12 protein-coding genes are annotated in these 13,272 nt (G+C 71.4%); 2 read left to right on the forward strand and 10 right to left on the reverse strand.

Annotation, left to right across the window (positions count from 1 at the left end):
• Positions 1 to 307: 307 nt before the first annotated feature.
• The 5 genes from J1M38_RS09840 to J1M38_RS09860 form a co-directional block, all read right to left on the reverse strand.
• Positions 308 to 709, reverse strand: a complete 402-nt coding sequence (locus tag J1M38_RS09840) for a cytochrome c oxidase subunit 4 (protein WP_002854636.1) — start codon at positions 707 to 709, stop codon at positions 308 to 310.
• Positions 706 to 2,415, reverse strand: a complete 1,710-nt coding sequence (ctaD, locus tag J1M38_RS09845) for a cytochrome c oxidase subunit I (protein ID WP_049161847.1) — start codon at positions 2,413 to 2,415, stop codon at positions 706 to 708. The genes J1M38_RS09840 and ctaD overlap by 4 nt, the downstream gene beginning before the upstream one ends.
• Positions 2,415 to 3,275 (reverse strand): cytochrome c oxidase subunit II, encoded by an 861-nt coding sequence (gene coxB, locus J1M38_RS09850; RefSeq protein WP_081097709.1) that lies wholly within the window; start codon positions 3,273 to 3,275, stop codon positions 2,415 to 2,417. The genes ctaD and coxB overlap by 1 nt, the downstream gene beginning before the upstream one ends.
• A gap of 335 nt (positions 3,276 to 3,610) precedes the next feature.
• Positions 3,611 to 4,003 (reverse strand): iron-sulfur cluster insertion protein ErpA, encoded by a 393-nt coding sequence (gene erpA / locus J1M38_RS09855; RefSeq protein WP_002854644.1) that lies wholly within the window; start codon positions 4,001 to 4,003, stop codon positions 3,611 to 3,613.
• 118 nt (positions 4,004 to 4,121) lie between these two features.
• Positions 4,122 to 5,525: a dipeptidase gene (locus J1M38_RS09860; protein ID WP_206481472.1), complete on the reverse strand. Its 1,404-nt coding sequence runs from the start codon at positions 5,523 to 5,525 to the stop codon at positions 4,122 to 4,124.
• A gap of 80 nt (positions 5,526 to 5,605) precedes the next feature.
• Between J1M38_RS09860 and J1M38_RS09865 the strand changes: the two genes are divergently transcribed.
• Positions 5,606 to 6,229 (forward strand): DUF3043 domain-containing protein, encoded by a 624-nt coding sequence (locus J1M38_RS09865; RefSeq protein ID WP_036336545.1) that lies wholly within the window; start codon positions 5,606 to 5,608, stop codon positions 6,227 to 6,229.
• Between the two features lie 66 nt (positions 6,230 to 6,295).
• Here J1M38_RS09865 and J1M38_RS09870 read toward each other — a convergent pair whose 3' ends face one another.
• Positions 6,296 to 7,423, reverse strand: a complete 1,128-nt coding sequence (locus J1M38_RS09870; protein WP_060973665.1) for a quinone-dependent dihydroorotate dehydrogenase — start codon at positions 7,421 to 7,423, stop codon at positions 6,296 to 6,298.
• Between the two features lie 55 nt (positions 7,424 to 7,478).
• Between J1M38_RS09870 and J1M38_RS09875 the strand changes: the two genes are divergently transcribed.
• Positions 7,479 to 8,588 carry an alpha/beta hydrolase gene (locus tag J1M38_RS09875; protein WP_060973666.1) on the forward strand — a complete coding sequence of 370 codons (1,110 nt, stop codon included), beginning with the start codon at positions 7,479 to 7,481 and terminating at the stop codon, positions 8,586 to 8,588.
• Here the strand turns inward: J1M38_RS09875 and J1M38_RS09880 are convergent.
• The 4 genes from J1M38_RS09880 to era form a co-directional block, all read right to left on the reverse strand.
• Entirely contained in the window at positions 8,528 to 9,391 is an 864-nt protein-coding gene (locus tag J1M38_RS09880) for an isoprenyl transferase (protein ID WP_060973667.1), read from the reverse strand. The genes J1M38_RS09875 and J1M38_RS09880 overlap by 61 nt on opposite strands.
• Complete coding sequence (recO, locus tag J1M38_RS09885; protein ID WP_041103746.1) at positions 9,388 to 10,209, reverse strand: DNA repair protein RecO; 822 nt, start codon at positions 10,207 to 10,209, stop codon at positions 9,388 to 9,390. The genes J1M38_RS09880 and recO overlap by 4 nt, the downstream gene beginning before the upstream one ends.
• Positions 10,206 to 11,939 carry a 2-isopropylmalate synthase gene (gene leuA / locus J1M38_RS09890; RefSeq protein ID WP_127435400.1) on the reverse strand — a complete coding sequence of 578 codons (1,734 nt, stop codon included), beginning with the start codon at positions 11,937 to 11,939 and terminating at the stop codon, positions 10,206 to 10,208. The genes recO and leuA overlap by 4 nt, the downstream gene beginning before the upstream one ends.
• Positions 11,940 to 12,276: 337 nt before the next feature.
• On the reverse strand, positions 12,277 to 13,242 hold the full coding sequence (gene era, locus J1M38_RS09895) for a GTPase Era (protein ID WP_041103742.1): 966 nt from the start codon (positions 13,240 to 13,242) through the stop codon (positions 12,277 to 12,279).
• Between the last annotated feature and the right edge of the window lie 30 nt (positions 13,243 to 13,272).

Here is a 13,272-nt window from a genome sequence, read left to right on the forward strand (position 1 = left end):
GCGGCCCACTCCCCGGCCGTGCAGGGCTCATCAGGGCATCGCCGCCCGACCCCTCAGGGCGGCTGCCAACGCACGCGCCGACGTCGGGTGGCCTGCCCAGCGCCGCTGCGCGGCACGCGCGCTCATGGTGCACGGCTCCCGCTTCCCCAGACGCGGCGAGACAGGTCGTGGAGATCCGCCGCCGCGGTGTACGTCGAGCGGCTGGCCGGCTGCCACGACGGCGGGCCGGCCGTACTCAGCGCACAGGGAAACGCCGCAGGCCGGACCCCGAGGGGATCCGGCCTGCGGTGGTGGAACGACGGACGGGTCAGTGGGCGTACTTGCCCCGAGAGAACTCGTAGACCCACCCGAAGGTGAAGTAGGCGGCGGCGACGATGCCGATGATGAAGACCCACCAGCCGACGGCCAGGCCGGTCACGATGATCGCGCAGCCCAGGCCGAGGCCCAGGGGCCACCAGCTCCAGGGAGCGAAGGTGCCGTAGGTGCCGGCGTACTCGACGATCTGACCGTCCTCGTCATCTGCAGGGCCGACGCCGTATTTGTGCTCGGCGGCCCGCAGGTACCAGGCGATCATCCAGGACATCCCGCCCACGGCGTAGATGGCCGGGATGCCTGCCCACTCGGTCCACTCGACCCAGAACCCGTAGAGGGTGGCGGCTGCGATGAAGAACAGGCCGATGATCCAGAAGATGTTGGCTGCGACCTTCACTGGGCGACCTTCTCTCCGAAGGCCTCAGACGTGTTCTGAGGCGAGTGCGGGAAGAGCTCCGGGTGGTGCAGATCCAGCGCCGGACGCTCGGAGCGGATGCGCGGCAGGGAGTGGAAGTTGTGCCGCGGCGGCGGGCACGAAGTGGTCCACTCGAGCGAGCCGCCGAAGCCCCACGGGTCGTCCACGGTGACCTTCTTGCCATAGCGCGAGGTGATGTAGACGTTCCAGAAGAACGGGATCAGCGACGCGCCGAGAACGAAGGAGAACACCGAGGAGAACGCGTTCATCGCCTGGAAGCTGTCCTCCACCATGTAGTCCGCGTAGCGACGGGGCATGCCGATGACACCGAGCCAGTGCTGGATCAGGAACGTGCCGTGGAAGCCCACGAACAGCATCCAGAACTGGATCTTGCCGAGACGCTCGTTCAGCATCTTGCCGGTGAACTTCGGCCACCAGAAGAAGAAGCCGGCGAACATCGCGAACACCACGGTGCCGAAGACGACGTAGTGGAAGTGCGCCACGACGAAGTACGTGTCGGACACCTGGAAGTCCAGGGGCGGCGACGCCAGGATGACGCCGGTCAGGCCACCGAACAGGAAGGTGACCATGAAGCCGAGCGTCCACAGCATCGGGGTCTCGAAGGTGATCGAACCGCGCCACATGGTGCCGATCCAGTTCACGAACTTCACGCCGGTCGGGACCGCGATGAGCATGGTCATCACGGAGAAGAACGGCAGGAGCACGGCGCCGGTCACGTACATGTGGTGCGCCCACACCGTCACGGAGAGCGCGGCGATCGCCGTCGTCGCGAACACGATGGACTTGTAGCCGAAGATCGGCTTGCGGGAGAACACCGGGATGATCTCCGACACGACGCCGAAGAACGGCAGGGCGATGATGTACACCTCGGGGTGGCCGAAGAACCAGAAGAGGTGCTGCCACAGGATGGCGCCGCCGTTCTCCGGGTTGAAGATGTGGCCGCCGAAGCGACGGTCCAGGCCCAGCGCGAAGAGCGCGGAGGCGAACGGCGGGAACGCCACCATGATCAGGATGCCGGTGATGAGCGTGTTCCAGGTGAAGATCGGCATGCGCCACATCGTCATGCCCGGGGCACGCATCGTCAGGATCGTGGTGATGAAGTTGACGCCGCCCATGATCGTGCCGAAGCCCTGGAGGACCAGACCGAACACCCAGAGGTCACCGCCGACGCCCGGCGAGTACGTGGTGTTGGAGAGCGGGGCGTAGGCGAACCAGCCGAACGAGGCCGCACCCTGCGGGGTGAGGAAGCCGGCGGTCGCGATGAGCGAGCCGAACAGGAAGAACCAGAACGCCAAGGCGTTCAGACGCGGGAAGGACACGTCCGGAGCACCGATCTGCAGCGGCACCAGCACGTTGGCGAAGCCCGTGAAGAGCGGGGTCGCGAACATGAGCAGCATGAGCGTGCCGTGCATGGTGAACAGCTGGTTGTACTGCTCCTTCGTCTGCAGGATCTGCATGCCGGGCTCGAAGAGCTCCGCGCGGATCATGAGGGCCATGACGCCGCCGATGCAGAAGAAGACGAAGGACGTGATCAGGTACATGTACCCGAGCACCTTGTGGTCGGTCGTCGTCAGCCAGCTGACGACGATCTTGCCCAGCGAACGGGGCACCACACGAGGCTGCGCCTGTGAGCGCACCTCATCCGTTGCGTACTCGTAAGTGGTCATCAGTGGCTACCTCCACCGCGGGGGGTCTGGAGATCGCGCTCCATCGTCCCGGCGCCGTCAGGGTTGTTGTTGGGATTGCGGCTGTACTCTTCGCCCACCTGACCCGGCTCCATCTCCTCGAGGCGCTGGACGAACTCCGTCTCGTCGACGACCTCCACGTTGAAGAGCATCTCGGAGTGGAACTCGCCGCACAGCTCGGCGCACTTGCCGTCGTAGCTGCCCAGCTCCTGGGGGGTCAGGTACAGGTGGTTGGTCTTGCCGGGCACCATGTCGCGCTTCTGGAGGAACTGCGGGATCCAGAAGGAGTGGGCCACGTCACGGGACTTCAGCTCGAAGTGCACCGGCACGTCGTTCGGCAGGTACAGGACCGGAAGGGTGTCACGCACGCCCTCGGTGCCGTCCAGCTGGGCCTGGATGCCGGAGTAGTGGGCCTCGATGACCTCGCCGTTCTCCTGCTCGTAGGAGTAGTTGAAGTCCCAGGACCACTGCTTGCCGTACACGGTGACGGTCAGCGGCGAGTCGTCCACGGGGCGGTCGACCTCGGTCTGGACGCGGTCGGTGAAGCCCCAGAGGGTGAAGACCATCAGGATCGGGATGGCCGTGAACATGGTCTCGAGCGGCACGTTGTAGGCCGTCTGCTTCGGGAAGCCCTGGTCGTTCTTGCGACGGCGGTAGGCCACCATGCACCAGATCATGGCGCCCCAGGCCAGCAGGCCGACGGCCATGGCCGCGATCCAAGAGTTCACCCACAGGTCGGTGAGCTGGGCGTTGTGGTTGGTGGTCTCCCGGGTGCCGGGGTACCAGCCGCGCTGGACCTCTGCCGAACAGCCGGTCAGCACCAGGAGCGCCGTGGTGCCCACGGCACCGGCGCTCCAGCGGCGGCGAGTCCGACGTCCGGCGTCATTCTGTGCTCTCACAGACGGCCTTCCTCTTCATCTCGTGTGCGAGGGGCGTCCCCGCTCCCCCGACGATTCGGCGACTTCTCGCAGCGTCCTCGCAGGGAGCACGGGTATGCCCTGATGATTCAGAGCCAGTCTAAGCCGAAACACGCGGATTCACCGCACCGTGACACGTGCCGATCGTGTCTGGGAGTCGGGTCCGAGCATCCTGGGCACGGTGCCCGGGCACGACGACGGCGGGCCGGCCGAGGCCGACCCGCCGGTTCGCGGTCCGAGGCGCTCCGGGCGCCCGCAGATCAGTGGAAGGAGTCGCCGCAGGCGCAGGAGCCGCCCGCGTTGGGGTTGTCGATCGTGAAGCCCTGCTTCGAGATGGTGTCCTCGAAGTCGATGGTCGCGCCCATGAGATAGGGCACGCTCATCTTGTCGACGATCACCTCGACCCCGTCGTAGTCACGGACGGTGTCGCCGTCGAGGACGCGCTCGTCGAAGTAGAGCTGGTAGATCAGGCCAGAGCAGCCGCCCGGCTGCACGGCGACCCGCAGCCGCAGGTCCGTGCGACCCTCCTGCTCGAGCAGCGAGCGCACCTTGCCGGCCGCCACGTCGGTCAGCTCGACCTCGTGCGGGGGCAGGCCCTCGGCGTCCTGGGTTGCGCCGATCTCGACGCCGGTCTCCTCTGCGGACAGAGCCATCGTGACCTCCTCAGATCATGGGGCGCGGACGGGGCCGTCACGCGCGTGTGGTCTCCTGGACAACACTAGCCGCCCACGGGGCATTCCCGGCCCGCCGCACCGACGGGCCGGGCGGCGCTCACGCCGAGAGCCGCGCGAGCCAGAGCGCCTCGGCCACGACGGCCCGCTTGAAGTCGTCGATGTGCAGCGACTCGTTGGCCGAGTGCGCCCGCGTGTCCGGGTCCTCCACGCCCGTGATGAGGAGGGTGGCCTCCGGGAAGACCTCGGCGAGGTCCGCGGTGAACGGGATGGAGCCGCCCATGCCGATCGCCCGGGGCTCGACGCCCCAGGCGTCCTCCAGGGCGGCCATCATCGCGGCCGCGGCGGGGGCCGAGGTGTCCGTCGTGAACGGCTGACCGAACTCCCCCGCGGTGACCGTGATCTCCGCGCCGAGCACCGCCGCGGACTGCGCCTCCAGGTGGGTGCGCAGCGCCTCGAAGGCCTCCGCGGGCTCCATGCCGGGGCCCAGGCGCAGCGAGAACTTCGCGCGCGCCGCGGGCTGGATCGTGTTCGAGGACTCCGCGACCGAGGGCGCGTCGATCCCGATGATGCTCAGCGCGGGAGCGTTCCACAGCCGGTCCGCGACCGGGCCGCGGCCGGCCAGGGTCACCCCGTCCAGCACGCCCGCGTCCGCACGGAAGACGTCCTCGGGGTAGTCCAGGCCCGCGGTCTGCCGCGGCTCGAGGCCGGGCACGGCGACCGCGCCGTCCGCGTCGTGGAGCGTGGCGATCAGCCGCGAGAGCAGGACGACGGCGTCCAGGACCGGCCCGCCGAACATGCCGGAGTGCACGGCGTGGTCGAGCACCCGGACGGTCACCGTGCCGTCCACCAGCCCACGCAGGGAGGTGGTCAGCGCGGGCTCCCCCACGGCCCAGTTGGACGAGTCCGCGACCACGATCGCGTCGGCGTCGAGGCGCGCCCGGTGCTCCTCCAGGAAGGTGCGGAAGGTGGGCGAGCCGGCCTCCTCCTCGCCCTCGATGAAGACGCGGACGCCGACGCCGGCGTCGGGCAGGACGTCCCGCAGGGCGGCGAAAGCGGCGAGGTGGACCATGATGCCGGCCTTGTCGTCGGCGGCGCCGCGGCCGTACAGCCGCCCGCCGCGCTCGGTGGCCACGAGCGGCGGGGTGTCCCAGAGGTCCTCGTCCCCGATCGGCTGCACGTCGTGATGGGCATACAACAAGACGGTGGGCTTGTCAGAGGCGCCGGGCTTCTCGCCGATCACCGCCGGCCCACCGGGCCGGTCGTCGTCGCGGGTCTCGGTCACGATCTCCACCTCCTGCAGGCCCGCCTCGCGCAGCAGGCCCGCGACGGCCTCGGCGGACCGCTCGAGCTGGGTGCGGTCCGCGGAGTCCCAGGCGATGCCCGGGATCGCCACGAGGTCGGTGAGGGTCTGGAGGGTCGTCGGGAAACGGGCCTCGACGGCCTCACGGACGGCGGAGACGAGGGCCGCGTCCTGCGGCGCACGGGAGGTGATGTCAGTCATGACGGCCAGCGTAGACGGCGGCCGAGCCGAGGGCCGCGCCTCCGGGCGGGCCGGACGCGCCCCACCACTAGACTGGAGGGGTGTTCAAGCGAGACAAGACCCCCGAGACCGCGCCCGCCCCCTCGACTCACGGCTCCTCGGCCGCTCCCGCCGAGGGCGCCGCCGTGGCCGAGGCCGGGCCGCGCGACCGCTCGCAGGGCAAGAAGGGCCCGACTCCGCGGCGCCGCGACCAGGAGGCCGCGCGCCGTCGCACCCTGGTCCCCGAGGATCGCAAGGCGGCCCGCAAGGCCGAGCGTCAGGCGATGGCCCAGGAGCGGATGCGCCAGCGCGCCGCGCTGGAGACCGGGGACGAGCGCGGCCTCCCGGCGCGCGACAAGGGACCGCAGAAGCGCTGGGTCCGTGACTACGTGGACGCACGCACCGGCATCGGCGAGTGGCTCATGCCCGTCGTCTTCGCCTACGTCCTGCTCATGTTCATCCCCGGCCGCGAGGCGCAGCTGATCCTGATGATCAGCCTGTACGTCCTCGTGGCCCTCGTGCTCATCGAGAGCTTCCTGGTCAGCCGGCACATCAAGAAGGGCCTCACGGAGCGCTTCGGCACGCCGGAGTCCGGGACCGGCTTCTACGGCATCATGCGGGCCCTGCAGTTCCGCCGCCTGCGTCTGCCCAAGCCCCAGGTCAAGCGGGGCGAGTACCCCGCCTGACACGACACCGCGCCACGGCCCGGACCCCGGTGGGTCCGGGCCGTCGCGTCCCCGGCGAGCAGACCGTCAGCCCCGCAGGGACCGGGCCAGCCCGGCGGTGATCCGGCCGGCCCAGAACGGGCCCTCGTAGAGGAACGCGGTGTAGCCCTGGACGAGGTCCGCGCCCGCGTCGAGCCGGGCCTGGACGTCGTCGGCGTCCGTCACCCCGCCCACGCTGACGACGGCGGTGCCCGTCGGCAGCGCCGCCCGCAGGACCTCCAGCACCCGCATCGACCGCTCCTGGAGCGGGGCGCCGGACAGGCCGCCCGCGCCCAGGGCGTCCACGTCGGCACGCGGGGTGCGCAGACCCTCCCGGGAGACGGTCGTGTTGGTCGCGATGACGCCGTCGAGCCCGAGGCGCTCGGCGAGCGCCCCGACGGCGCGCACGTCGTCGTCCGCCAGGTCCGGGGCGATCTTCACGGTCAGCGGCACGCGACGGTCCGGGACCGCACGGTCGGCCTCCTCGCGCACCGCCGTGAGGATCGGCTCCAGCGCGTCGATCTCCTGCAGCTGGCGCAGCCCCGGCGTGTTCGGCGAGGACACGTTGACCGTCAGGTAGTCGGCGTGGGGCGCGAGCAGGCGGGTCGAGGCCCGGTAGTCGTCCGCCGCGTCCTCGAGGGGGACCACCTTGGTCTTGCCGATGTTCACGCCCAGGACCGGCCGGGCCGGGCCGAAGCGGCGCTCCAGTGTCTGCCGGGTCCGCGCCAGGCGGGGGGCGACGGCCGCCGCGCCGTCGTTGTTGAAGCCCATGCGGTTGACCAGCGCCCGGTCGTCCACGAGACGGAACAGTCGCGGCTGCGGGTTGCCGGGCTGCGGCTGCGCCGTGATCGTGCCGACCTCGATGTGGCCGAACCCGAGGTCGGCCAGAGCGGCGGTCCCCCGGCCGTCCTTGTCGAACCCCGCGGCCAGGCCGAAGGGCGTCGGGAACCGCAGGCCCATGACCGTGCGCGCGAGCATCGGGTCCGGGCGGAAGGCGGCGCGCAGGGCGGCGGACGCCCCGGTGCGCTCGACCAGCCGGATCGCGTCGAAGCCCCGATGGTGCGCCTGCTCCGCGTCCATGCCGCCGAACACGGCACGGAAGAAGGGCGGGTACAGGCGAGGCGCACGGGAGGTCAGGAGGCCGTCGACGGCGGACTTGGGATCAGGCAGCTGCATGCCCCCATCCTCGCACGGGCCTCCCGCCCGTCCGGGGTCCTCCTAGAGTGGTCGGATGGCCCGTGACCCGATCCAGCCGACGCCCCCGGACCCCTCCGCCCCGCACGGCGCACCCGCCGGCGGACCGACGGAGGAGGACACCCGCCCGTTCCTCGACGATCCGCCGGGCCTGGGCTGGGTCCCGGACGGGCTGCCGGGCTTCGAACGATGCACGCTCGGCCTCGACACCGATGAACAAGGACAGAACCTTGTCACAGTGGTGCGTCCGCGCACCGACGCCGCCCGTGACCCGGCCCGGCGGCCCATCCTCTCGGTGCACGGCTGGAGCGACTACTTCTACAACGCCCCGCTCGCCCACGCGTTCGAGGCCGCCGGCTATGCCTTCCACGCCGTCGACCTCCGCCACTACGGCCGCTCGCTGCGCACGGGACAGACGCCCGGCTGGACGGACGACCTGGCCCGCTACGACGCGGACCTCGAGGCCGCGTTCGAGACCATCGCCCAGGACCACCCGTTGCCGCCCATCCTCATGGGACACTCCACCGGCGGGCTGATCGCCGCGCTGTGGGCGGACCGGAATCCCGGCCGCCTCGCCGCGCTCGTGCTCAACAGCCCGTGGCTGGAGATGCAGGGCAGCGCGGGGGTGCGCCTGCTGGCGAAGTCCATCGTGGGGCCCGTCTCCGCCATGAAGCCCTACGCCATGCTCACACTGCCGCGCATCGACCACTACTGGCGCACCCTCTCGGACCAGGCCGAGGGCGAATGGGACCTGCACCCGCTCTGGCGTCCCCCGCACGCGTTCGAGGTGCCGGCCGCCTGGCTGAGTGCGGTCCTCTCGGGGCACCGGGCCGTGGCCGGGCGGCTCGACGTCACCGTGCCGATCCTCGTGCTCGTCTCCGCGCGCGGGCATCGGGGCACGTCCTACGCCGAGGCGATGCTGACCTCGGACATCGTCCTGGACCCCGACGCCATGGCCCGCCGCTCCCTGCGGCTCGGCGACCGGGTGACCGTCCACCGGCTCCCCGACGCGCTGCACGACGTGTTCGCCTCCCCCGCGTCGGTGCGCGAGGCGGCCGGTGCCGCGACGCTCACGTGGCTGGGGGCCTACGCGCCGCCGTCGGCGTCCGAGGCCGAGTCCGGCGCGCCGGACGACGGCGCCGGCTGAGGGGTGTCCACGGCGCCGCCGTAGCGGCGGTCCCGGCGGGCGTAGGTCTCGACGGCGGCCCACAGGGTCCGCCGGTCGACGTCCGGCCACAGCACGTCCAGGAACAGCAGCTCCGCGTAGGCGGACTGCCACAGCAGATAGTTGGACAGGCGCTGCTCCCCCGAGGTCCGCAGGAACAGGTCCACGTCCGGGACGACGTCGACGTCCTGACCCGTGCGGAAACCGCGGTCGAGGTAGCGGGTGATGACGTCCTCGCTGATCTCCCCCGGCCGCATCCGGCCGGCCCGGACCTCTTCGGCGATCGCCTGGACGCCGTCCAGGATCTCGGCCCGGCTGCCGTAGTTCACGCACATGTGCAGGGTGGTGCCGGTGTTGTGGCGCGTGAGCTCCTCGGCCTCCTGCAGCTCCCGGATCACGGGGGTCCAGAGGCGCGGGGCCCGCCCGTTCCACCGGATCCGCACGTTCCACGAGTGCAGGGTGTCCCGCTGCCGGCGCAGCACGTCCCGGGAGAAGCCCATGAGGAAGCGCACCTCCTCCGCCGAGCGCCGCCAGTTCTCCGTGGAGAACGCATACGCGGACACGTGGCCGATCCCCAGCTCCACCGCCCCGGCGACGACGTCCAGCAGCGCCGCCTCGCCGGCCCGATGGCCCTCGGTGCGCGGCAGGCCGCGCTGGTTGGCCCACCGTCCGTTGCCGTCCATCACGATCGCCACATGCCGGGGCACGCAACGCGGGTCGATCCGCGGGGCGACCGCACCCGAGGGGTGCGGCGGCGGGGACTGCGGGGCTCGGTCGGCGCTCATGGTCTCCTCTCGACGCGCGGGGCGGGGAGGCCGAGGTCCTGGTCCAGGACGGACAGGGACACCAGGCGCCGCTCGGCGTGGAACTGCAGGTACGCGGCCACGATACCGGCCGCCTCGCGGCGGGCGGGGGCCCCGGAGGCGTCCGCGGTGGCCCAGTCCCCCGCCGCGAGGGCCGAGAGCAGGTCGAAGGTCTCCGGGGCTGGGTGCGCGGCACCGGGTGGCCTGCATTCGAGACAGACGGCCCCGCCGAGGCCCACGTGCAGCGCCGTGTGCGGGCCGGGGGCGCCGCAGCGGGCGCACCGGTCGAAGGTGGGGGCCCAGCCGGCCTGGGCGAGCGCGCGCAGCAGGAACGAGTGCAGGATCAGGCGTGGGTCGTGCGCACCGCGGGCCAGCGCGGCCAGCGCGCCGTGGAAGAGGCGGTACTGGGCGCGCCGACCGTCGTCGTCCACCGCGGGGACCCGCTCGACGGCCTCGGCGAGGGCGCCGGCGACGGTGTAGGCGTCGTAGTCGGCGGCCAGCATGGTCGCGTACGGGTGCAGCAGCTGCGCCTGGCTCACGGTGTGCAGCTCGCCCCGGCCGCGCGCGAGCTGGAGCGTGGAGTGCATGAACGGCTCCACCACCGAGCCCAGCCGGGAGGACGTCTTGCGCACCCCCTTGGCCACGGCCCGGACCAGGCCGTGCTCGGGGGTGAGCGCCTCGACGATGCGATCGGCCTCCCCCAGACGGTGGGTGCGCAGCACGATGGCCTCGGTGCGGAACGAGTTCGCCGCGTAGCCGCCGTGCCGCGCACCCCGCCAAGAGGAGCCGGAGCCGCTCACGCGCGCAGGGCGCGGTTCACCGCGGACACCACGGCCTTCAGCGAGGCGGTGGTGGTGTTGTGGTCCAGGCCAACGCCCCAGAGGACACGGTCGCCCACGGCCGCCTCCACGTAGGCGGCGGCCATGGCCGCGCCGCCCTCGGACAGTGCGTGCTCGGAGTAGTCGAGCACGCGGACGTCCACGCCCTCCTCGCCGAGGATGCGCAGGAACGCGTCGATCGGGCCGTTGCCCTGCGCCGCGCGGGTCTGCGTGACGCCGTCGACCTCGAGCTCGGCCTCCATCCGGAACGCGCCGTCCTCGCCGGAGGCCGAGGAGACCGAGCGGAGCCGGTAGTGGCCCCACTGCGCCTCCGCCGCGTCGGCGGGCAGGTACTCGTCCTGGAACACGCGCCACAGGTCGGCGCCGGAGACCTCGCCGCCCTGGGCGTCGGCCAGATCCTGGATGACGTGGGAGAACTCGATCTGCGCGCGGCGCGGCAGGTCCAGGTTGTGCTCGGACTTGAGCAGGTAGGCGACGCCGCCCTTGCCGGACTGCGAGTTCACGCGGATGACGGCCTCGTAGGAGCGGCCGATGTCCTTCGGGTCGATGGGCAGATAGGGCACGGCCCACGGGATGCCGTCCACGTCGGTGCCGGCCGCCTTGGCGTCGACCTCCATGGCCTCGAAGCCCTTCTTGATGGCGTCCTGGTGGGAGCCGGAGAAGGCCGTGAAGACGAGGTCGCCGCCCCAGGGCGAGCGCTCGGGCACGGCCAGCTGGCTGCAGTACTCGACCGTGCGCTTGACGTGGTCCATGTCGGAGAAGTCGATCATGGGGTCGACGCCCTGCGAGTACAGGTTCATGCCCAGCGTCACCAGGTCGACGTTGCCGGTGCGCTCGCCGTTGCCGAACAGGCATCCCTCGATGCGGTCCGCCCCGGCCAGGTAGCCCAGCTCGGCGGCGGCCACGCCCGTGCCGCGGTCGTTGTGCGGGTGCAGGGAGAGGATGAGCGAGTCGCGGTGCTCCAGGTTGCGGTGCATCCACTCGATCGAGTCGGCGTACACGTTCGGGGTGGACATCTCCACCGTCGCCGGCAGGTTCAGGATCATCTTGCGGTCGGTGGAGGCCTCCAGGACCGTGGCCACCTCGTCCGAGATGCGCCGGGCGAACTCGAGCTCGGTGCCCGTGTAGGACTCGGGCGAGTACTCGTAGGTGATCTGCGTGCCCTTGAGCTGCTCCTCGAACTTCTTCACCAGGCGCGCGCCGGAGGTCGCGATGTCCACGATCCCGTCCTCGTCCTGCCGGAACACCACGCGGCGCTGCAGCACCGACGTCGAGTTGTACAGGTGCACGATGGCCCGGTCGGCGCCCTCGAGCGCCTCGAAGGTGCGCTCGATCAGGTGCTCACGGGACTGGGTGAGGACCTGGATGGTGACGTCGTCCGGGATGTGGTCGCCCTCGATGAGCTGGCGGACGAAGTCGTAGTCGGTCTGCGAGGCGGAGGGGAAGCCGACCTCGATCTCCTTGAAGCCCATGCCGACGAGCAGCTGGAACATGCGCAACTTGCGCTCGGGGCCCATGGGGTCGATCAGGGCCTGGTTGCCGTCGCGCAGGTCCACGGCGCACCACAGCGGCGCCTTCTCGATGACCTTGTCCGGCCAGGTGCGGTCCGGCAGGGCGACCTCGATCTGGTCCTGGAACGGGACGTACTTGTGGAACTTCATCCCCGACGACTTCTGCAGGTGGGCGCTCATGCGTGTTCTCCCTCGACGTGCGCGCGGCGGGCGCGCGAAAGGTGGGTGGTCGGTGGCCGGACCGGGAGGTCAGGGGCTCCGCACGGGGTGTCCGGTCCGGTGGGAGGCGTCCTGCCTCCGCATGCGCTCAGGCGGCGTGGATCACGGCCTGGCACGGGGACCCCGTGCGGCCGGGAAGTAGCAGGCGGGCCGTGGCCGGCGCTGTCGTCGCGAGGCGGAGGGACATGCCCCCGACCCTAGCACCGAGGTGGGCCGGGCCACAGGAGGCCGTCCCCGTGTGACGCACGACGACGGCGGCCCGCTCCGGCGCGTGCGCGCCCGGGCCGGGGCCTCGGGCTCAGAAGCCGAGTCGGCCGAGCTGTTTGGGGTCGCGCTGCCACTCCTTGGCGACCTTGACCCGCAGGTCCAGGTGCACCTTGGTGCCGAGCATGCGCTCGATGCCCGCCCGCGCCTGCGCGCCGATCTCACGCAGCCGGGAGCCGCCCTTGCCGATGATGATGCCCTTCTGGCTGTCCCGTTCGACGAAGACGTTCGCCCACACGTCCATGAGGGGCCGATCCGCGGGGCGGTCCTCGCGCAGGGACATCTCCTCGACCATCACGGCCACCGAGTGCGGCAGCTCGTCGCGCACGCCCTCCAGGGCCGCCTCCCGGATGAGCTCGGCGACCATGACCGCCTCCGGCTCGTCCGTGAGCTCGCCGTCGGGGTACAGGGGCGGCCCGGCCGGCAGCAGGCCCGCGAAGACGCCCAGGACGTCGTCGACCTGGCGGCCGGCCACCGCCGAGACCGGCACGACGGCCGCGAAGCCCTCCCCGCCGTTCTCCGGCCCGAGGACCTCGTCGCCCAGCGCGGTCACGGCCACGAGCTGCGCCATGAGCTGCTCCGGGCCCACCTTGTCCGTCTTCGTCACCACGGCGACCACCGGGGTGCGGTGCAGGTAGGAGAGCTGCTGGGCGATGAACCGGTCGCCGGGACCGATCGCCTCGTCGGCCGGCAGGCACATGCCCACGGCGTCGACCTCGTTGAGCGTCTCCGCCACGAGGTCGTTGAGGCGCTCGCCGAGCAGGGTGCGGGGCCGGTGCAGGCCCGGGGTGTCCACGAGCACGAGCTGGAAGTCCTCGCGGTGGACGATCCCGCGGATGGTGTGGCGCGTGGTCTGCGGCTTGGAGGAGGTGATCGCCACCTTCTCCCCCACCAGCGCGTTGGTGAGCGTGGACTTGCCGGCGTTCGGCCGGCCCACGAGCGAGACGAAGCCGGAACGGAAGCCGTCCGCGGCGCGGGCCGGATCGACGAGATCGGTCATGGGGTCATCCTTGTCAGGCGGGGCGTGGGG

The sequence above is a fragment of the Micrococcus sp. KRD070 genome (assembly GCF_017168435.1).
In the GTDB taxonomy this organism is placed as follows: Bacteria; Actinomycetota; Actinomycetes; order Actinomycetales; family Micrococcaceae; genus Micrococcus; species Micrococcus luteus.